This is a genomic window from Pseudomonas sp. 7-41 (assembly GCF_021233075.1).
GTDB classification, from domain to species: Bacteria; Pseudomonadota; Gammaproteobacteria; order Pseudomonadales; family Pseudomonadaceae; genus Aquipseudomonas; species Aquipseudomonas veronii.
Genome location: NZ_CP089551.1, coordinates 4,016,624 through 4,036,599, shown reverse-complemented (window position 1 = coordinate 4,036,599; position 19,976 = coordinate 4,016,624). Strand labels below are relative to the sequence as shown.

18 protein-coding genes are annotated in these 19,976 nt (G+C 62.9%); 11 read left to right on the top strand and 7 right to left on the bottom strand.

The window, feature by feature from the left end:
* Positions 1–8 precede the first annotated feature (8 nt).
* The 7 genes from LQ249_RS17960 (at position 9) to ubiT (ending at position 5,411) form a co-directional block, all read left to right on the top strand.
* Positions 9–428, top strand: a complete 420-nt coding sequence (locus LQ249_RS17960; protein WP_169865644.1) for a hypothetical protein — start codon at positions 9–11, stop codon at positions 426–428.
* Between the two features lie 100 nt (positions 429–528).
* Positions 529–1,176, top strand: a complete 648-nt coding sequence (gene pdxH / locus LQ249_RS17955; RefSeq protein ID WP_232565734.1) for a pyridoxamine 5'-phosphate oxidase — start codon at positions 529–531, stop codon at positions 1,174–1,176.
* Between the two features lie 84 nt (positions 1,177–1,260).
* Positions 1,261–1,815: a molybdenum cofactor biosynthesis protein B gene (gene moaB / locus LQ249_RS17950; RefSeq protein ID WP_046383123.1), complete on the top strand. Its 555-nt coding sequence runs from the start codon at positions 1,261–1,263 to the stop codon at positions 1,813–1,815.
* Entirely contained in the window at positions 1,812–3,044 is a 1,233-nt protein-coding gene (locus LQ249_RS17945; RefSeq protein WP_046383124.1) for a molybdopterin molybdotransferase MoeA, read from the top strand. Before moaB ends, LQ249_RS17945 begins: the two co-directional genes overlap by 4 nt.
* Positions 3,045–3,053: 9 nt before the next feature.
* Positions 3,054–4,049, top strand: a complete 996-nt coding sequence (gene ubiU, locus LQ249_RS17940) for a ubiquinone anaerobic biosynthesis protein UbiU (RefSeq protein ID WP_017846630.1) — start codon at positions 3,054–3,056, stop codon at positions 4,047–4,049.
* Between the two features lie 10 nt (positions 4,050–4,059).
* Positions 4,060–4,950 (top strand): U32 family peptidase, encoded by an 891-nt coding sequence (locus LQ249_RS17935; protein WP_046383125.1) that lies wholly within the window; start codon positions 4,060–4,062, stop codon positions 4,948–4,950.
* Complete coding sequence (ubiT, locus tag LQ249_RS17930; RefSeq protein ID WP_017846628.1) at positions 4,944–5,411, top strand: ubiquinone anaerobic biosynthesis accessory factor UbiT; 468 nt, start codon at positions 4,944–4,946, stop codon at positions 5,409–5,411. The genes LQ249_RS17935 and ubiT overlap by 7 nt, the downstream gene beginning before the upstream one ends.
* A gap of 49 nt (positions 5,412–5,460) precedes the next feature.
* On the opposite strand, the gene LQ249_RS17925 is transcribed toward ubiT, so the two are convergent.
* The 7 genes from LQ249_RS17925 to gloB all read right to left on the bottom strand — a co-directional run bounded on the left by LQ249_RS17925 (position 5,461) and on the right by gloB (position 15,333).
* Positions 5,461–7,065, bottom strand: coding sequence for an ABC transporter ATP-binding protein (locus LQ249_RS17925; RefSeq protein ID WP_128192527.1), 1,605 nt, complete (start codon positions 7,063–7,065; stop codon positions 5,461–5,463).
* Between the two features lies 1 nt (position 7,066).
* A complete protein-coding gene (locus LQ249_RS17920) occupies positions 7,067–8,086 on the bottom strand; it encodes an ABC transporter permease (RefSeq protein WP_017846626.1) in 1,020 nt (339 codons plus the stop codon).
* 1 nt (position 8,087) lies between these two features.
* Complete coding sequence (locus LQ249_RS17915) at positions 8,088–9,161, bottom strand: microcin C ABC transporter permease YejB (RefSeq protein ID WP_017846625.1); 1,074 nt, start codon at positions 9,159–9,161, stop codon at positions 8,088–8,090.
* Entirely contained in the window at positions 9,162–10,994 is a 1,833-nt protein-coding gene (locus LQ249_RS17910) for an extracellular solute-binding protein (RefSeq protein WP_169882113.1), read from the bottom strand.
* The gene (locus LQ249_RS17905; RefSeq protein ID WP_046383127.1) at positions 10,991–12,820 is read right to left on the bottom strand and encodes an extracellular solute-binding protein; all 1,830 of its coding nucleotides are present in this window, start codon (positions 12,818–12,820) and stop codon (positions 10,991–10,993) included. The genes LQ249_RS17910 and LQ249_RS17905 overlap by 4 nt, the downstream gene beginning before the upstream one ends.
* 234 nt (positions 12,821–13,054) lie before the next feature.
* Entirely contained in the window at positions 13,055–14,467 is a 1,413-nt protein-coding gene (locus LQ249_RS17900; RefSeq protein WP_057005426.1) for a lytic transglycosylase domain-containing protein, read from the bottom strand.
* Between the two features lie 98 nt (positions 14,468–14,565).
* Positions 14,566–15,333 carry a hydroxyacylglutathione hydrolase gene (gene gloB, locus LQ249_RS17895; protein ID WP_057005425.1) on the bottom strand — a complete coding sequence of 256 codons (768 nt, stop codon included), beginning with the start codon at positions 15,331–15,333 and terminating at the stop codon, positions 14,566–14,568.
* A 65-nt stretch (positions 15,334–15,398) separates the two neighbouring features.
* Here gloB and LQ249_RS17890 point away from each other — a divergent pair, with 65 nt between their 5' ends.
* From LQ249_RS17890 to LQ249_RS17875, 4 genes are all read left to right on the top strand, one after another.
* Positions 15,399–16,157, top strand: coding sequence for a class I SAM-dependent methyltransferase (locus LQ249_RS17890; protein WP_017846620.1), 759 nt, complete (start codon positions 15,399–15,401; stop codon positions 16,155–16,157).
* A gap of 87 nt (positions 16,158–16,244) precedes the next feature.
* Entirely contained in the window at positions 16,245–16,697 is a 453-nt protein-coding gene (gene rnhA, locus LQ249_RS17885; protein ID WP_017846619.1) for a ribonuclease HI, read from the top strand.
* A gap of 70 nt (positions 16,698–16,767) precedes the next feature.
* The gene (gene dnaQ, locus LQ249_RS17880; RefSeq protein ID WP_164887049.1) at positions 16,768–17,508 is read left to right on the top strand and encodes a DNA polymerase III subunit epsilon; all 741 of its coding nucleotides are present in this window, start codon (positions 16,768–16,770) and stop codon (positions 17,506–17,508) included.
* A 202-nt stretch (positions 17,509–17,710) separates the two neighbouring features.
* On the top strand, positions 17,711–19,966 hold the full coding sequence (locus LQ249_RS17875; protein ID WP_046383130.1) for an Orn/Lys/Arg decarboxylase N-terminal domain-containing protein: 2,256 nt from the start codon (positions 17,711–17,713) through the stop codon (positions 19,964–19,966).
* The last annotated feature ends 10 nt before the right edge of the window (positions 19,967–19,976 follow it).

The window sequence follows — 19,976 nt, the reverse complement described above, 5'->3', positions numbered from 1 at the left end:
AGCATTGCATGCTGTATTCGTGGTTGTTGATCGTGCATCTGCTGGCGGCGATCGCCTTTATCGGCACGCTGTTCTTTGAAGTGGTGATCTGGCACAGCGCCCGCGAGGAACTGGCCTGGTCGGCGCGTTTCACCGCGGAACACGCGATCGCCCGGCGTTCGCGGCGGGTGCTGCATGGCGTGGTGCTGCTGCTGTATGGCGCGGGTATCGGCCTGGCCTGGCATTACCGCGGCCTGCCATGGAACAGCCATTTCGGACTGTTCCTGAGCCTGAAAATCTTCCTCGCCCTGAGCATCATCGGGCACTACCTGCTGCTGGCCTACTGGCTGACCCGCGAGCGCCTGAGCCCCAAGCGTGCGCTGTGGATACGACGCAGCATTCTCGCGCACATGGTGGTGATCGTGGTGCTGGCGAAGTCATTGTGGTGAGCCGCCTGCGGCGCCATGACGCGGCGGATTGTTGATCGCGGTCAAGGGCTAAAACCTGCGCAGTTCCCACACTGTGGCGAATTCTCTGGAGGTTCGTCCCATGCCCCTGTCCCTCGCGCAACTGCGCCGCAACTACACCCTCTACGGCCTGCGGGACGACGGCGAGCAAGACGATCCGCTGGTGTTGTTCGGCCAGTGGCTGAGCCAGGCGCGCAAGACCGAAGCGCCTCCCGCCGAGGCCAACAGCATGGCCCTGGCCACGGTCGACCGCGAAGGGTACGCCCATTGTCGCATCCTGCTGCTCAAGGGCTTCAGCGCCGAAGGTTTTGTGTTTTTTGGCAATTACCTGAGCGCCAAGGGCGAGGAACTGGCGAGCAACCCCCATGCCGCGATGACGTTTTTCTGGCCCGGCCTGGAGCGCCAGGTGCGTATTGAAGGCGCGGTCGAGCGCCTTGATCCGGCGCTGTCGGACGCCTATTTCCTCGACCGCCCGGCCGCCAGCCAACTCGGTGCCTGGGCCTCGCCGCAGAGTCAGCCGCTGACCCACCGCAGCGAGCTGGAAGGTTTGCTGCGTGAGGTCACCGAGCGGTTCGCCGGCCAGCAACCGCCACGGCCCGAGCACTGGGGCGGGTACTGCCTGCAACCGCGCCGCATCGAGTTCTGGCAAGGCCGCCCCGACCGCCTGCATGACCGCCTCGACTACCGCCTGCGAGACGGCGCCTGGCAGCGCACACGGCTGGCGCCCTGACGAGGTACCTCCTTCGAGGAATAGGCCCTGCGCCCGTTGCGGCGCAGGCTGAGCGCATCTTTTTACCTGCCTGGAGCCTTGATCATGGCCCATTTGACCCAACGCAGTTTTGTCTCCCTGAACATTGCCGTACTGACCATCAGCGACACCCGCACCTTTGACACCGATACCTCCGGGCAGACCCTGGTAGAGCGCCTTGAAGGTGCCGGCCATGTGCTGATCGACCGTGGCCTGGTGATGGACGATATCTACCAGATCCGCGCCCGTGTTTCGCAGTGGATCGCCGACCCTCAGGTGCAAGTGATCCTGATGACCGGCGGCACCGGCTTCACCGCTCGCGACAACACGCCGCAAGCGGTGTTGCCGCTGCTGGATAAACAAGTGGACGGGTTCGGCGAGCTGTTCCGCCAGGTGTCCCTGGCGGAAATCGGCATGTCCACCTTGCAGTCCCGCGCCCTGGCGGGCATGAGCAATGGCGTGCTGGTGTGCTGCATGCCCGGTTCGCCCGGCGCGTGCCGTACCGCCTGGGACCAGATTCTGCTCAGTCAATTGGACAGCCGCACCGGCCCGTGCAACTTCGTTGCGCACCTCAAGCCTCAGTTCGAACAAGCGCTCAGCGCCTGCGAGGCGCGGTCATGAACACCCGCGTGTGCGACAGCGGGCAATTGATGCCGGTGGACGAGGCGATCGAGCAACTGCTGGCGCAGGCGCCACCTGCGCCGCCCACCGAAGTCATCCCCCTCGGCCAGGCCGCAGGTCGGGTGATCGCCGAAGAACTGTTTTCACCTCTCGACCTGCCGTGCTGGGACAACAGCGCCATGGACGGCTACGCCCTGCGCGCCGCCGATGTGCCGGAGCAGGGCGGCTACTTGGTGCTGGCCGGGCGGATTGCTGCCGGGCACAGCAGCGATGAGCTTTTACAGGCCGGGCAGACAGTACGGATTTTCACCGGTGCGCCGCTGCCGCCCGGCGCCGACAGCGTGGTGCCCCAGGAGCGTTGCCGCGTCTACGGCCAGCGTATCTGGTGCCCGCCGCTGCGCCTGGGCGAACACGTGCGCAAGCGCGGTGAAGAAATGCAGCGCGGGCAACGCCTGTTGCGTGTCGGCCAGCGCCTGCGCGCCCAGGAAGTCGGCCTGCTGGCGTCGGCCGGCATTCCGTGGGTCAAGGTTTATCGCCCCCTGCGCGTGTGCCTGCTGAGCAGCGGCGATGAACTGCGCGAGCCGGGCGAGTCGCTGGCGCCGGGGCAGATCTACAACAGCAACCGCCACCTGGTGACCGCGTTATTGCGCGGTTGGGGCGTGGAGGTGCTCGACTACGGGGTGATGGCCGACGCGTTGGCCGCCAGCCGCGACGCGTTGATCCTCGCGTCGTCCGAATGCGACCTGCTGCTGACCACCGGCGGCGTGTCGGTGGGCGAGGAGGATCATCTCAAACAAGCCATCCAGGAACTCGGTCGCGTGGATTTCTGGCGCCTGGCGATCCAGCCCGGCAAGCCTCTGGCGTTTGGCGAAGTGGCGGGCAAACCGTGGATCGGCCTGCCCGGCAACCCGTCTGCCGCGCTGATCACCGCGTTGGTGGTGGTGCGCCCGTTCCTGTTGCGCGCCCAGGGCGTCGAGCGCGTGTTGCCGGTGCCGGTCCAGGTGCCGGCCGGTTTTGAATGGCCTACCCCCAACAAGCGCCGCCAGTACCTGCGCGCGCGCTTGAGCCCCGGTGCGGATGGGCAATTGCGCGCCGTCCTGCACCCCCAGCAAAGCTCGGCGATGCTCACCGCCGCCTGCTGGGCCGATGGCCTGGTGATTGTCGAGCGCGAGCAACTGCTGCTCAAGGATGCACCGGTGCCTTTCTTGTCTTTCGCCGAGTTTCAATGAGGAGTCTCCATGCAACTGGTCTGCCCGGCAGGCAACCTGCCTGCGCTGAAAGCCGCGGTGCGCCAAGGCGCCGATGCGGTGTATGTCGGTTTTCGCGATGACACCAATGCCCGGCATTTCGCCGGGCTGAACATGGACGACAAGCAGTTCGACGCCGCCGTCGCCCATATCCGCCAGCACCAGCGCAAGCTGTATGTGGCGGTCAATACCTACCCGCAACCGAAGATCTGGTCACGCTGGCAACGCGCCGTCGACCGTGCGGCCGATCATGGCGTGGATGCGCTGATCGCCGGCGACCCGGGTGTGCTCGGCTATGCTGCCGCGCACCATCCGCAGATGGCGTTGCACTTGTCGGTGCAGGGCTCGGCCACCCATGCGGCGGCGCTGAAGTTCTACGTCGAACGTTATGGCATCCGCCGCGCGGTGCTGCCGCGGGTGCTGTCGCTGGCCCAGGTCAAACAGGTGGCGGCGAGCAGCGTGGTGCCGATCGAAGTGTTCGGCTTCGGCAGCCTGTGCATCATGGCCGAAGGGCGTTGCCACTTGTCGTCGTATATCACCGGTGAGTCGCCCAACCTGTGCGGCGTGTGCTCGCCGGCCAAGGCGGTGCGCTGGAGCGACGACGCCGATGGCCTCAGCGCGCGCCTCAGTGAAGTGCTGATCGACCGCTACACCCCGGAGGAACCGGCCGGCTACCCGACCTTGTGCAAAGGCCGCTTCCTGGTCGGCGGCAAGCGCTTCCATGCCCTCGAAGAACCGACCAGCCTCGACACCCTGGACCTGTTGCCCGAACTCAGCGCCATCGGCGTGGAGGCGGTGAAGATCGAAGGCCGGCAACGCAGCCCGGCCTATGTGGAACAAGTCACCCGAGTCTGGCGCGCCGCCCTCGACGCCCACCGCAGCGCCCCGGCCAATTTTGTGGTCAAGGACCAGTGGCGCCAGGTGCTGGCCGGACTTTCCGAAGGCAGCCAGACCACCCTGGGTGCTTACCATCGCGCATGGCAATGAGGAAACACAGATGAAGCTCAGCCTGGGACCGGTGCTGTTTTATTGGGATAAGGAACACTTGGGGCGCTTCTATTCAGACATGGCCGGCTTGCCCCTGGACGTGATTTACCTGGGGGAAACCGTGTGCTCCAAACGCCGCGCGTTTTCCCTGGATCAATGGTTGGGCCTGGGCCGCGAGTTGCAGTCGTGCAGCTCGGCGCAGATCGTGCTGTCGAGCCTGACCTTGATCGAAGCCGCCTCTGAACTGTCGAGCCTGCGCCGCCTGTGCGACAACGGCGAGGTGCTGGTCGAGGCCAACGACATGGGCGCGGTGCAGTTGCTGATCGAGCGCAAGTTGCCTTTTGTCGGCGGCCCGGCGCTCAACCTGTACAACGGCCACGCCCTGGCGCAATTGCTCGATGCGGGCATGCAGCGCTGGGTGCCGCCGGTGGAGTGCTCGCAAAGCCTGATCGCCGATGTGCTGGAACAGGTGCGCGAACTCGGCCGGCCGCTGCCCGAAGTGGAGATCTTCGCCTATGGGCATTTGCCCCTGGCGTACTCGGCCCGTTGCTTCACCGCCCGCGCGGAAAACCGGCCCAAGGACGATTGCCAGTTCTGTTGCATCAACTACCCCGACGGCATGGCCCTGACCAGCCAGGAAGGGCAACCGTTGTTCACCTTGAACGGGATTCAGACGATGTCGGCCGATGTCACCAACCTGCTCGCCGATTACCCCGGCCTGGTCGCGTGTGGCGCTGACCTGTTGCGCCTGAGCCCACGCGCCGAAGGGATGGTCGGCGTGGTCCAGGCGTTTGACCAGGTGCGCCAGGGCGCGATGCCGCCGTTGTGCGTCGACGGTTGCAACGGTTACTGGCATGGCCAGGCCGGCATGCTGCGGGTCGAGGAGGTGGGCCTGTGTTGAGTCGCAAACAATGGCTGCTCAAGGGCGCCGATCGCTTGTTGCCGCTGGTGCGCCACGTGCCGTTCCGGGTGCAGCGCCTGGCCTTGCAGCAAGGCCTCAACCGCTGCCTGGCCGAGCCGTTGCGCGACGGTGGCTTCGACCTGCTGCGCGGGCGCTGGATGTGCCTGCGCATCCCCGACCTTGGGCTGTGCTGGTACCTGACGCTGGCGCGGGATGGCTTGCGCATCGCTGAAAAAGCCGAGGCCCAGGTAACCATCAGTGGTAACTGGCGCGAGTTCTTGTTGCTGGCCAGTCGCCAGGAAGATCCGGACACCTTGTTCTTCCGGCGTCGCTTGGTGATTGAAGGCGACACGGAGTTGGGGCTGGGCTTGAAGAACCTGATCGACAGCCTGGACCCGGACGTATTGCCGGGCTGGCTGTGGCGCAACCTGGAGCGGGCCGGGCGCGGGCTGGCGGCCTGAGGCGAACGACCTATCCTTTCGCGCTGAACGGATAGGTCACGGCCCTGGGCTAAGGCGTCGGCACCAGAAACGCCGCCTCCAGCAACTGCCGGGTATAGGCATGCTGTGGGTTGGCGAAAATCGCCGGCGCGTCGCCCTGTTCCACCACCTGCCCATGCTTGACCACCATCAACTGGTGACTCAACGCTTTGACCACCGCCAGGTCATGGCTGATGAACAGATAGGTCAGGTTGTACTTGGCCTGCAAACCGCGCAGTAATTCCACCACTTGGCGCTGCACCGTGCGGTCGAGCGCCGAGGTCGGTTCGTCGAGCAGGATCAGGCGCGGCTTGAGCACGAGGGCGCGGGCAATGGCGATGCGTTGGCGCTGGCCGCCGGAGAACTCGTGGGGGTAGCGATGCCGCGACTGCGGGTCGAGGCCGACTTCCTTGAGCGCTGCGATAATCGCCGCTTCCTGCTCCGCCGGGCTGCCCATCTTGTGAATGCGCAGGCCTTCGCCGACGATCTCGCTGACGCACATGCGCGGGCTGAGGCTGCCGAACGGGTCCTGGAACACCACCTGCATTTCCCGGCGCAACGGGCGCACCTGTTGCTGGGTCAGGCGGTCGAGTTGCTGGCCTTCGAAGCGAATCCCGCCTTTGCTCGCGATCAGGCGCAGGATCGCCAGGCCGAGGGTGGACTTGCCCGAGCCGCTTTCGCCGACGATGCCCAGGGTTTGCCCCTGGGGCAGGCTGAAGTTGATGCCGTCCACCGCCTTGACGTAATCGACGGTGTTGCGCAAAAAGCCTTTCTTGATCGCAAACCAGACTTTCAAGTCGTCCACTTCCAGCAACGGTGGCCCGACGGCGGTGGCGGCCGGCCCGCCGCTGGGTTCGGCGGCGAGCAGTTCCTGGGTGTAAGGGTGCTGCGGCGACTGGAACAAGGTTTCGCAATCGGCTTGCTCGACGATGCAACCCTGTTGCATCACGCACACACGGTGGGCAATGCGCCGCACCAGGTTCAAGTCGTGGCTGATCAGCAGCAACGCCATGCCCAGGCGCGCCTGCAGTTCCTTGAGCAGCTCGAGGATCTTCAACTGCACCGTCACGTCGAGGGCGGTGGTCGGTTCGTCGGCAATCAACAGCTCCGGCTCGTTGGCCAGGGCCATGGCGATCATCACCCGTTGGCGCTGGCCGCCGGACAGTTCGTGGGGCAGCGCCTTGAGGCGTTTATGCGGCTCGGGAATGCCCACCAGTTCGAGCAACTCGAGGGTGCGCCGGGTCGCGACTTTGCCGGTCAGCCCTTTGTGCAGGCCGAGCACTTCGTTGATCTGCTTCTCGATGCAGTGCAGCGGGTTCAACGAGGTCATCGGCTCCTGGAAGATCATCGCAATGCGGTTGCCGCGAATATGCCGGATGGTTTTTTCGTTGAGGGTCAGCAGGTCCTGGCCGACGTATTCGATGGTGCCGGCGGGGTGCCGCGCCAAGGGGTAGGGCAGCAGGCGCAGGATCGAGTGGGCGGTCACCGATTTGCCGGAGCCGCTTTCGCCGACCAGCGCCAGGGTTTCGCCGCGCTTGATGTCGAAGCTGACGTGGTTCACCACGCGGTGGTGATGCTCGCCGGTGACGAACTCGACGCAGAGGTCGCGGACTTCGATCAGATTGTCCTGATTCATCTCATTTCCTCGGGTCGAAGGCATCGCGAGCGGACTCGCCGATAAACACCAGCAAACTCAACATGATCGCCAGCACGGCAAAGGCACTCATGCCCAGCCACGGCGCTTGCAGGTTGGATTTGCCCTGGGCCACCAGTTCCCCCAGCGACGGCGAACCCGCCGGCAGGCCGAAGCCGAGGAAGTCCAGGGCGGTCAGGGTGCCGATGGCGCCGGTGAGGATGAACGGCATGAAGGTCATGGTCGAGACCATGGCATTGGGCAGGATATGGCGGAACATGATCGCGCCGTTCTGCATGCCCAGCGCCCTGGCCGCGCGCACGTATTCCAGGTTGCGCCCGCGCAGGAACTCGGCGCGGACCACGTCCACCAGGCTCATCCACGAGAACAGCAGCATGATCCCCAGCAGCCACCAGAAGTTGGGCTGCACGAAACTGGCGAGGATGATCAGCAGGTACAGCACCGGCAAGCCCGACCAGATCTCCAGGAAGCGTTGCCCGGCCAGGTCGACCCAGCCGCCATAGAAGCCCTGCAGGGCCCCGGCGATCACGCCGATGATCGAGCTGAGCACGGTCAGGGTCAGGGCAAACAGCACCGACACGCGAAAGCCATAGATCACCCGCGCCAAGACGTCGCGGCCCTGGTCATCGGTGCCCAGCAGGTTGACCGAAGACGGCGGCGCGGGGGCCGGTACCTTCAGGTCGTAGTTGATGCTCTGATAGCTGAACGGGATCGGCGCCCACAGCGTCCACGCGCCCTTGGCCTTGAGCAGCTCCTGGATATACGGGCTCTTGTAGTTGGCCTCCAGGGGGAACTCGCCGCCGAAGGTGGTTTCCGGGTAGCGTTTGAGCGCCGGGAAATACCAGTCGCCGTCGTAATGCACCACCAGCGGTTTGTCGTTGGCGATCAGCTCGGCGCCCAGGCTCAGGCCGAACAGGATCAGGAACAGCCACAGCGACCACCAGCCACGTTTGTTTGCCTTGAACCGCTCGAACCGGCGGCGATTGAGGGGGGACAGATTCATCTCAATGCTCCCGGCTGGCGAAGTCGATACGCGGATCGACCAGGGTGTAGGTGAGGTCACCGATCAGTTTCACCACCAGCCCGAGCAGGGTGAAGATAAACAGCGTGCCGAACACCACCGGGTAATCGCGATTGATCGCGGCTTCAAAGCTCATCAGGCCGAGGCCGTCGAGGGAGAAGATCACTTCCACCAGCAGCGAGCCGGTGAAGAAGATCCCGATGAACGCCGAGGGGAAACCGGCGATCACCAGCAGCATGGCGTTGCGGAACACATGGCCGTAGAGCACGCGGTGGTTGGTCAGGCCCTTGGCCTTGGCGGTGACCACGTACTGTTTGTTGATCTCGTCGAGAAAGCTGTTTTTGGTCAGCAGCGTCATGGTCGCGAAGTTGCCGATCACCAGCGCGGTGATGGGCAAGGCCAGGTGCCAGAAGTAGTCGAGGATCTTGCCGCCCCAACTCAGCTCATCGAAATTGTTGGAGGTCAGCCCGCGCAAGGGGAACCAGTCGAAGTAACTGCCGCCGGCAAACACCACGATCAGCAGGATCGCGAACAGGAACGCCGGGATCGCGTAGCCGACGATGATCGCCGAGCTGGTCCATACGTCGAAGTGGCTGCCGTGTCGCGTGGCCTTGGCGATCCCCAGCGGGATCGAGACCAGGTACATGATCAGCGTGCTCCACAGCCCGAGGGAGATCGACACCGGCATCTTTTCCTTGATCAGGTCGATGACCTTGGCGTCGCGAAAGAAGCTGTCGCCGAAATCCAGCCGGGCGTAGTTCTTGACCATGATCCACAAGCGTTCCGGTGCCGACTTGTCGAAACCGTACATGGTTTCGATTTCCTTGATCAGTGCCGGGTCCAGGCCTTGGGCGCCACGGTAGCTGGAGCCGGCCACTGCGACTTCGGCGCCGCCGCCGGCAATGCGGCTGGTGGCGCCTTCGAAGCCTTCGAGCTTGGCGATCATCTGCTCCACCGGGCCACCCGGGGCGGCCTGGATGATGACGAAGTTGATCAGCAGAATCCCGAACAGCGTGGGGATGATCAGCAACAGGCGGCGAATGATATAGGCCAGCATTTAATCGCCTCCGCTCGCCGGGTCGGCGCTCGTGTCTAGGGTGGTGGCAGGTTTGACGTCGGGTTTGGCCCACCAGGTGGCGGTGCCGACGTCATAACGCGGTGGCACTTTGGGATGACCGAGATGGTCCCAGTACGCCACGCGGAAGGTCTTGATGTGCCAGTTGGGGATCACGTAGTAGCCAAATTGCAACACGCGATCCAGGGCCTTGGCATGGGCGATCAGGCTTTTGCGCGAGTCGGCGTCGATCAGTTCTTCGACCAGTTGGTCGACGGCCGGGTCCTTGAGGCCCATGTAGTTGCGGCTGCCGGGCTTGTCGGCGCTGGAGGATTTCCAGAACTCGCGTTGTTCATTACCCGGCGAGGTGGACTGCGGGAAGCTGCCCACCAGCATGTCGAAATCCCGCGAGCGCAGGCGATTGACGAATTGCGAGACGTCGACCCGGCGAATCACCAGGTCGATGCCCAGGTCTGCCAGGTTGCGCTTGAAGGGCAGCAGGATGCGTTCGAACTCGGTCTGCGCCAGCAAAAATTCAATGCTCACCGGTTTGCCGGTGGCGTCGACCATCTTGTCGTCGACGATGCGCCAGCCGGCTTCCTGCAACAGCTGGTAGGCCTCGCGCTGCTGGGTGCGGATCATGCCGCTGCCGTCGGTCTTGGATGGTTCGAAGGCCTGGGTGAAGACTTCGGCGGGGATCTTGTCGCGCAGCGGTTCGAGGATTGCCAGTTCGTCCGGGCCGGGCAGGCCGGTGGCGGCCATCTCCGAGTTCTCGAAGTAGCTGCGGGTGCGGGTGTAGGCGCCGTTGAACAGCTGCTTGTTGCTCCATTCGAAATCCAGCAACAGGCTGATGGCCTTGCGCACGCGCACGTCCTGGAACATCGGCTTGCGTGTGTTGAACACGAAACCCTGCATGCCGGTGGGGTTGCCGTTGGGGATCTCTTCCTTGACCAGGCGCCCCTCGGCCACCGCCGGAATGTTGTAGGCGTTGGCCCAGTTCTTCGCGCTGAACTCCAGCCAGTAGTCGAACTGCCCGGCCTTCAAGGCTTCCAGGGCTACCGTGTTGTCACGGTAATAGTCGGTGATGCGCTGATCGAAGTTGTAGAAACCTTGGGTGATCGGCAGGTCCTTGGCCCAGTAGTCCTTGACCCGCTCGTAGCGGATCATGCGCCCGGCCTTGACCTCGGCGACCTTGTACGGCCCGCTGCCCAGCGGGATTTCCAGGTTGCCCTTGGTGAAGTCGCGGGTAGCCCACCAATGCTTGGGCAATACCGGCAGTTGCCCGAGGATCAGCGGCAATTCGCGGTTGTTGGTGCGCTTGAACTTGAACAGCACCCGCAGCGGGTCTTCGGCGACCACTTCGTCGACGTCGGCGTAGTAAGTGCGGTAGAGCGGCGAGCCTTCCTTCATCAGCATCTGGAAGGTGAACACCACGTCTTCGGCGTGGATCGGGTGGCCATCGTGGAAGCGTGCTTCGGGGCGCAGGTAGAAGCGCACCCAGCTGTTGTCCGGGGCTTTTTCGATCTTGCCGGCCACCAGGCCGTATTCGGTGATGGGTTCGTCCAGGCTCTGCATGGCCAGGGTGTCGTAGATCAGGCTGATATTGTCCGCCGGCACGCCCTTGCTGATGTAGGGGTTGAGGCTGTCGAAACCGCCCATGCTCGACTCGCGAAAGGTGCCGCCTTTGGGCGCGTCGGGGTTGACGTAGTCGAAGTGCTTGAAGCTGGCGGGGTACTTGGGCGGCTCGTTGTAGAGGGTCAGCGCATGTTGCGGGGCGGCGTTGGCCGCCGTGCAGAGCAACAGACTGCCGAGCAGTGCTGTACGCAAAGACATCATTGGGCTTTCTCCGAAGCTTTCAGCCACCACGCGCTCAGGCCCAGGCTGTAGGGCGGCGTGGTGACAAAGGCGAACCGGTTGCGGTAGGCCAGGCGATGATAGTTGAGGTACCAGTTGGGAATGCTGTAATGCTGCCACAGCAGGACCCGGTCCAGGGCCCGGCCGGCGGCCAGTTGTTCGTCGCGGGTCTGTGCCGCCAGCAGTTGTTCGAGCAGGCGGTCGACCACCGGGTTGGCGATGCCGGCGTAGTTCTTGCTGCCCTTGATTGCCGCCTGGCTGGAGTGGAAGTACTGCCACTGCTCAAGGCCGGGGCTGAGGGTCTGGTTGAGGGTCATCAGGATCATGTCGAAATCGAACTGATCGAGGCGCTGTTTGTACTGCGCCCGGTCGACCGTGCGCAGGTGCGCGTCGATACCGATACTGTTCAGGTTTTCCACGTAGGGCTGCAAGATGCGCTCCAGGTTCGGGTTGACCAGCAGGATCTCGAAGCGCAGCGGCTGCCCGTCCTTGTTGAGCAGGCGCTGCCCGGACAGCTTCCAGCCGCCTTCGCCGAGCAGGGCCAGGGCACGGCGCAAGGTGTCGCGGGGGATGCCGTGCCCGTCGGTCTGGGGCAGGCTGAACGGTTGGGTATAGAGATTGGCCGGCAGTTGGTCGCGGTAGGGCGAGAGCATCAACCATTCATGGCCGACCGGGACGCCGGTCGCCGAGAATTCGCTGTTGGGGTAATAGCTCAAGGTGCGTTTATAGGCGTTGCTGAACAGGGTGCGGTTGGTCCATTCAAAGTCGAACATCAGCCCCAGGGCTTCACGCACCTTGGCCTGGCTGAACGTCGGGCGCCGCGTGTTCATGAACAGGCCCTGGCTTTGGGTCGGGATCTGGTGGGCGATCTGCGCCTTGATCACGTCGCCGCGGCTGACCGCCGGGAAGTCATAGCCATTCGCCCAGTTTTTGGCCTGATGCTCGATATAGATATCGAACTCGCCGGCCTTGAAGGCTTCGAAGGCGACGTCGCTGTCGCGGTAGAACTCCACTTCGACCTTGTCGTAGTTATAGAAACCCTGGTTGACCGGCAGGTCCTTGCCCCAATAATCCTTGACCCGCTCGAACACCAGTTGCCGGCCCGGGGTGACCTTGCTGAGGCGATAGGGCCCGCTGCCCAGCGGTGGTTCGAAGGTGGTGGCCTTGAAGTCGCGGTTTTTCCAGTAATGCTGGGGCAGCACTGGCAGTTCGCCCAGGCGCAGGATCAGCAACGGGTTGCCGGCGCGCTTGAACACAAAACGGATACGGTGGCGGTTGAGGATGTCGACCCGCGCGACTTCCTGCAGGTTGGTGCGGTACTGCGGATGACCTTCGGTCAGCAGGGTGCGATAGGAAAACGCCACGTCATACGCGGTGATCGGCTTGCCATCGTGAAAGCGTGCTTCCGGGCGCAGGTTGAACACCACCCAGCTGCGGTCCTCGCTGTACTCCACCGATTGGGCAATCAGCCCGTAGCTGGAGGTCGGCTCATCGCCGGACGGCGCGTACTGGCCGGTGCCGACCATCAACGGTTCGTTCAGCTCATTGACGCCGTATTGCAGGAAGTTCGGTGTGGAAACCGGGCTCGAACCCTTGAAGGTATAAGGGTTGAGGGTGTCGAACGTGCCAAACGCCATGACCCGCAACGTCCCGCCTTTCGGCGCTGCAGGGTTTACCCAATCGAAGTGGGTGAATTTGGTCGGGTACTTGAGCGTGCCGAACTGCGCATAACCGTGGCTTTCGGTAATCGTCGCGTGCGCAGCAAAGCTCAAGGCCAGACTTATTAGTAGAAGGAGGGGACGCGTCAAGTCAGAGATCCGATCCAGGCAGCTTGGGCTTTATGATCGGTACAGTAACAGCTTGTTCCCGTTGGAAAAAGGCTGTTGGGAAGGGTGGCAGGAGGCTGGCGAGGTATTGAGCGGCGTAGAGATCAAATGTGGGAGCTGGCTTGCCTGCGATGGCATCACCCTGATGTAACTGATACACCTCGGTGTCTGCATCGCAGGCAAGCCAGCTCCCACAGGAGCGCGCTTGCCTGCGGTTTATCTTGGCCCGGAAACCACCAGCATCTGCCCAGGCTTGAGCGCCATGCCAGTGCGTGGGTTCCAGCGCTTGAGATGTTGCATCTCGACGTTGAAACGCTTGGCGACGATATACAGCGAGTCGCCTTTCTTGACCTTGTACTGCACTGGCTTCTTGCTGTCGGCCTTGGCCACCAGCTTGCGCGTGTCCTGCATCACCAGGGTCTGGCCGACCTTGAGTGCCTGGCCGTTGAGCTTGTTCCAGCGCTGCAGGTCATGCACGTCGACCTTGTTGGTCTTGGCGATCAGCGTCAGGTTGTCGCCGTTGCGCACTTTGTAGCTACGGCTGCGGCCGGCCACGGATTTGCTCTCGACTTCGTCGAAAACCGGCTTTTTAGGGCGTAATGCCAGTAATTCTTCAGGCTTCATCGCCGAAAGGCTGCTGGTCAGCAGTTGCGCCTTGGAGCTGGGCACCAGCAAATGCTGGGGGCCGTCCAGGGTGGTGCGTTGCTTCAGGGCCGGGTTGAGCTGGAACAGTTCGTCTTCGTCGATCTCGGCCAGCGCGGCGACCCGTGACAGGTCCATGCTTTGCTTGACTTCAACCACTTCGAAGTACGGCGTGTTGGCAATCGGGTTCAGGTTGACGCCGTAGGCATCCGGGGCCAGCACCACCTGGGACAGCGCCAGGAACTTGGGCACGTAGTCCTTGGTTTCCTGGGGCAGGGGCAGGTTCCAGTAGTCGGTCGGCAGGCCGAGCTTCTCGTTGCGCTCGATCGCCCGGCTTACCGTGCCTTCGCCAGCGTTATACGCGGCCAGGGCCAGCAGCCAGTCGCCGTTGAACATGTCATGCAGACGTGTCAGATAGTCCAGGGCGGCGGTGGTGGACGCGGTGATATCGCGACGACCGTCGTAGGCGCGGGTCTGGCGCAGGTTGAAGTAACGCCCGGTGGAGGGAATGAACTGCCACAAGCCGACGGCATCGCTGCGCGAATAGGCCATTGGGTTGTAGGCACTTTCAATCACTGGCAGCAGCGCCAGCTCCAGGGGCATGTTGCGTTCTTCAAGGCGTTCGACGATGTAATGAATGTAGAGGCTGCCGCGTTCGCCGGCGTTCTCCAGGAAGGACGGGTTGCTGGCGAACCACAGGCGTTGTTGCTCGATACGCGGGTTGACGCCGAGACCGTCCTGCAATTGAAAGCCCCGACGCATGCGTTCCCAGACATCCTGGGGCGCTTCGGGGCTCGGCTTCTCTGAGAGCCAAATAGGTTTTTGCTTGATCTTGGCAGCAAGATTCGGTTTGGGTTGCACGGTGGATTGTGCAGCGAAATTTGTCGATTGGCAGCCCGCCAGAGTTGCGGAGACAGCCACCGCCACGGCTTGAGCCAGGCGGGTCAATGCGTCTGAATGATTGGATTTACGAGTAGATGACGACATTGGCTGGAAGTAAGTTCCGGGCAAAAATGTCGGGCGATTCTAGAAAGCGCTTTGGTTCCGGTCAACCATTCAGAAATTACGTATCAGATTGCGTCACGTTAGAACTTATCTTTCCAAGCCCTCAAGCTAGCAAATACCTCGTCCCCAGAGCGGTTGTCGCGGCCGTTCCGTTCGTCCGCTTTTTGTTTAACGGATGTTTCAGCGGTACGCAGAAACGGGTTGGTGCGTTTTTCCAGGGCCAGGTTGGACGGCAGCGTGATCTCGCCACGGGCGCGCAGTCGGTTGACGTTTTCCACCCGTTCGGCGATATCGGCGTTGTCCGGTTCCACGGCCTGGGCAAACCTGAGATTGCTCTGTGTATATTCATGGGTGCAGTACACCCGCGTGTCGGCGGGCAGGGCGGCCAGGCGTTGCAGCGAGGCATGCATTTGCGCCGGCGTGCCTTCGAACAGGCGGCCGCAACCGGCGGCGAAGAGCGTGTCGCCGCAGAACAGCACGCCTGGGTGGTAAAAGGCGATATGGCCGAGGGTGTGGCCGGGGACGGCGTACACAGCGAAGTCCCAACCCAGCACGCTGATGCGCTGGTTGTCCTGCAGGGCAACGTCCCGCGCCGGGATCGTTTCGTGGGCCGGGCCGTAGACCGTGGCGCCGCTCACGCGTTTCAGCGCTTCGACGCCGCCCACATGATCATGGTGATGGTGGGTGACGAGGATGTCGCTGAGCGTCCACCCCGGGTTCTGCTTGAGCCAGGCCAGCACGGGGGCGGCATCGCCGGGGTCGACCACGGCGCAGCGGCGGGACTGGGGTTCCTGTAACAACCAGATGTAGTTATCGGTGAAGGCGGGCAGGGCACTGATCTGTATCATTCTTCGATTCGCCAAGCTGAACACATTGGTGCATCTTAGAACGTCTAGGCGAGTTGGAGAATGCAATGACTGATAAAGCGTTCGCCCAGGCCGATCCTGAATGGCTGGCCCTGATCAGCGCGGCCCGTGACTGGCTGTCCGGGCCGATCGGGCAATTTTTGCTGGATGAAGAACGGCGCATGCTCGAAGACGAGCTGGGCCGGTTCTTTGGCGGTTACCTGGTGCATTACGGCCCGTCGGCCCAGACGCCGCCGTCCGCGCCGCAGGTGCAACGCAATGTGCGCCTGGGCGCGCCGTTGCCGGGGGTGGAGATCGTCTGCGAAGAGCAGGCCTGGCCGTTGAGCGAGCACGCCGCCGATGTGGTGGTGCTGCAGCATGGCCTGGATTTCTGCCTGTCACCCCATGGTTTGTTGCGCGAAGCCGCCAGCAGCGTGCGCCCAGGTGGCCATTTGCTGATTGTCGGTATCAACCCCTGGAGCAGCTGGGGCCTGCGCCATGTGTTCGCCCATGACGGCCTGCGCCAGGCCCGTTGCATTTCGCCGTCGCGGGTGGGGGACTGGCTGAACCTGCTGGGCTTCGCGCTGGAGAAACGCCGCTTCGGGTGCTATCGTCCGCCGCTGGCGTCGACCAAGTGGCAAGCCCGTCTGGCCGGCTGGGAGCGTCGGGCGGGGGCTTGGCAGCTGTCGGGTGGCGGCTTCTATTTACTGGTCGCACGCAAGATCGTGGTCGGGCTGCGGCCGGTGCGTCAGGTGCTACGCCAACCCATGGGCAAGCTGGTGCCGATGCCGATGGCCAAGGTCAACCGCAAGCAAAGCCAACCGTAGAACCCTCTTTTTGATTTCAGGCCGGATCAGTCGGCCTCGGGATACTGCCGGCCTAAGCCCGGCAACCCGTTTTGATGGATGTAACCGATGACCGATAGCGTTGAACTCTTCACCGATGGCGCCTGTAAAGGCAACCCTGGCCCCGGCGGCTGGGGCGCCTTGCTGGTGTGCAAGGGCGTGGAGAAGGAACTGTGGGGCGGCGAAGCCAACACCACCAACAACCGCATGGAGCTGATGGGCGCCATTCGCGGCCTCGAAGAGCTCAAGCGGCGTTGCGACGTGCTGCTGGTGACCGACTCGCAATATGTGATGAAGGGCATCAACGAGTGGATGGTCAACTGGAAGAAGCGCGGCTGGAAGACGGCGGCCAAAGAGCCGGTCAAGAACGCCGACCTGTGGCAACTGCTCGATGAGCAATGCAACCGCCATAACATCACCTGGAAATGGGTGCGCGGGCACATCGGCCACCATGGCAACGAGCGTGCCGACCAGTTGGCCAACCGTGGCGTCGACGAAGTGCGGGGCTACAAGCAGGGCTGATGCCGGCCGACGTGTTAAGATTGCGCCCCTTGAAATACACCACACCGTTGAGAGCTGAACCCTGATGGCCATCCGATCTGTTGTACTCGATACCGAAACCACCGGCATGCCGGTGACCGATGGTCACCGGATCATTGAAATCGGCTGTGTCGAACTCATGGGCCGTCGCCTCACCGGTCGTCACTTCCACGTCTACCTGCAACCGGACCGCGAAAGTGACGAGGGCGCGATCGGCGTCCACGGTATCACCGACGAATTCCTCAAAGGCAAGCCGCGCTTCGCGGAAGTCGCCGACGAGTTCTTCGAGTTCATCAACGGCGCGCAGTTGATCATCCATAACGCGGCGTTCGACGTCGGCTTCATCAATAACGAATTTGCCCTGATGGGGCAGACGGATCGCGCGGATATTTCCCGGCACTGCTCGATCCTCGACACCCTGATGATGGCCCGTGAGCGTCACCCGGGCCAGCGCAACAGCCTGGATGCCTTGTGCAAACGCTATGGCGTCGACAACTCCGGCCGTGAGCTGCACGGCGCGTTGCTCGACTCCGAGATCCTGGCCGACGTTTACCTGACCATGACCGGCGGGCAGACCAGCCTGTCCCTGGCCGGCAATGCCTCCGACGGTGCCGGTTCGGCGGAAGGTTCGGGCAATCGCCCTTCGGAAATTCGTCGCCTGCCGGCGGATCGCAAACCGACGCCGATCATCCGCGCCAGCGCGCAGGACCTCGCCGAGCATGCGGCGCGGCTTGAAGCGATTGCCAAGTCGGCGGGCGCGCCGGCGTTGTGGACCCAACTGACCCAGCAATAATCTGGCTGAGCGCAATCCAACAATGTGGGAGGGAGCTTGCTCCCGATAGCGGTGGATCTGTGGCATCAATGTCGACTGGCACGCCGCTATCGGGAGCAAGCTCCCTCCCACATTGGTAAGTCGCGGCTTTCAAAATCTTCATTCGCTACATCCGCTCACAGCTTCTACCCTGAGTGCATCATCCTCAGGACTCAAAGCCCCCATGTACAAAGACCTGAAGTTCCCCATCCTTATCGTGCATCGCGACATCAAGGCCGACACCGTTGCCGGCGACCGGGTTCGGGGTATCGCTCAAGAGTTGGAACAAGAGGGCTTCAGTATCTTTTCTGCGGTGGACTACGCCGAAGGCCGGCTGGTGGCCTCGACCCACCATGGCCTGGCCTGCATGCTGATCGCCGCCGAAGGTGCTGGGGAAAACACCCACCTGCTGCAAAACATGGTCGAACTGATCCGCCTGGCGCGACTGAGGGCGCCCAACCTGCCGATTTTCGCCCTGGGTGAACAAGTCACCCTGGAAAACGCCCCGGCTGATGCGATGAGCGAACTCAACCAACTGCGCGGCATTCTTTACCTGTTCGAAGACACCGTGCCGTTTCTCGCCAGGCAAGTCGCCCGAGCCGCGCGCACGTACCTCGATGGCCTGCTGCCGCCCTTCTTCAAAGCCCTGGTGCAACACACCGCCGACTCCAATTATTCCTGGCACACCCCCGGTCACGGTGGCGGCGTGGCCTATCGCAAAAGCCCGGTGGGGCAGGCGTTTCATCAGTTCTTCGGGGAAAACACGCTGCGCTCCGACCTGTCCGTGTCTGTGCCGGAGCTGGGCTCGCTGCTCGATCACACCGGGCCGCTGGCCGAAGCCGAAGCGCGTGCTGCGCGCAATTTCGGTGCCGATCACACCTTCTTTGTGATCAATGGCACCTCGACCGCCAACAAGATCGTCTGGCACTCGATGGTCGCTCGAGATGATCTGGTGCTGGTCGACCGCAACTGCCACAAATCGGTGTTGCACTCGATCATCATGACCGGCGCGATCCCGCTGTATTTGTGCCCGGAGCGCAACGAGCTAGGCATTATCGGCCCGATTCCCCTCAGTGAATTCAGCCCTGCGTCGATCCGCGCCAAGATCGAGGCCAGCCCATTGACCCGCGGGCGGCCGGCGAAAGTGAAGCTGGCGGTGGTCACCAACTCCACCTACGACGGCCTGTGCTACAACGCCGAGCTGATCAAGCAGCAATTGGGCAACAGTGTCGAGGTGCTGCACTTCGACGAGGCCTGGTACGCCTACGCGGCGTTCCACGAGTTCTTTGCCGGGCGCTATGGCATGGGCACGTCGCGCACGCCGGACAGCCCGCTGGTGTTCACCACGCATTCCACGCACAAGTTGCTGGCGGCATTCAGCCAGGCCTCGATGATCCATGTGCAGGACGGCGGCGCGCGGCAGTTGGACCGCGATCGGTTCAACGAAGCGTTCATGATGCATATCTCCACCTCGCCGCAATACAGCATCATCGCCTCGCTGGACGTGGCGTCGGCGATGATGGAAGGCCCGGCGGGGCGCTCGCTGCTGCAGGAAATGTTCGACGAAGCCTTGAGCTTCCGCCGTGCCCTGGCCAACCTGCGCCAGCACATCGCTGCCGAAGACTGGTGGTTTTCCATCTGGCAGCCGCCGTCCGTGGCCGGCATCGACCGGGTCGCCACGGCGGATTGGCTGTTGCAGCCCGAGGATGACTGGCATGGCTTTGGCGACGTGGCCGAAGATTACGTGCTGCTGGACCCCATCAAAGTCACGTTGGTGATGCCCGGGCTCACTGCCGGCGGCGCGTTGAGCGACTGCGGGATTCCCGCTGCGGTGGTCAGCAAATTCCTCTGGGAGCGTGGTCTGGTGGTGGAGAAGACCGGCCTGTATTCGTTCCTCGTGCTGTTTTCCATGGGCATCACCAAGGGCAAATGGAGTACCTTGCTCACCGAATTGCTGGAATTCAAACGCAACTACGACGCCAATGTCAGCCTTGCCAGTTGCCTGCCTTCGGTATTTGCCCAGGGTCCGGTGCGTTATCAAGGCCTGGGGCTGCGCGACCTGTGCGACCAATTACATAGCTGTTACCGTAGCAACGCCACCGCCAAACACCTCAAGCGGATGTACACCGTGTTACCCGACATCGCGATGAAACCGGCCGACGCCTATGACCAATTGGTCAGGGGCGACGTCGAGGCGGTGTCCATCGATGCCTTGGCTGGGCGCATCGCCGCGGTGATGCTGGTGCCTTATCCGCCGGGCATTCCGTTGATCATGCCGGGTGAGCGCTTTACCGAGTCAACGCGTTCGATCATCGACTACCTGGCCTTTGCCCGCACGTTCGATAGCAGTTTTCCCGGCTTTGTCGCGGATGTTCATGGGTTGCAACACGAAGACGACGGCAGTGGTCGTTGTTACACCGTCGATTGCATCAAGGGATAAGGATGTTTAT